The organism is Paenibacillus maysiensis, from assembly GCF_000520815.1.
Classification (GTDB): domain Bacteria; phylum Bacillota; class Bacilli; order Paenibacillales; family Paenibacillaceae; genus Paenibacillus; species Paenibacillus maysiensis.
On the sequence record NZ_ASRY01000037.1, the window covers coordinates 1 to 328 of the forward strand.

1 protein-coding gene is annotated in these 328 nt (G+C 69.5%); it reads left to right on the plus strand.

What is annotated here, in order from left to right; genetic code table 11:
- On the plus strand, nucleotides 1–328 hold a 328-nt coding region (locus L696_RS28115; protein WP_162833903.1), incomplete at both ends, for an NUDIX domain-containing protein.

A 328-nucleotide genomic window follows, 5' to 3' on the forward strand; every position in this document is an offset into this window, starting at 1 on the left:
CTGGAGCCGCGCTCCGTCGCCCTCATCGAGGGCAGCGGCGCGAACGCAGGCCGCCTGCTTGTGCGTCAGCGCCCTGCCAAGGGCCTGTTGGCCCGCATGTGGGAGCTGCCGCACGAGCTTGTCGGGCCGGAGGGCTACAACGGTCCGGTGCCGGATGAGCCAGCCATGGATCACCTGGCGGCTCATTTGCTGGCGGAGGGCGTGCTCGCGCGTCCGGTGCGGTTTGTACGTGAGGCGGAGCACACGTTCAGCCACATTCACTGGAACCTGCGTGTGTTCCAGTGTGAAGAGATCGCCAGCCCTGCCGGAGAGGCGGGGGGGGGGGGGG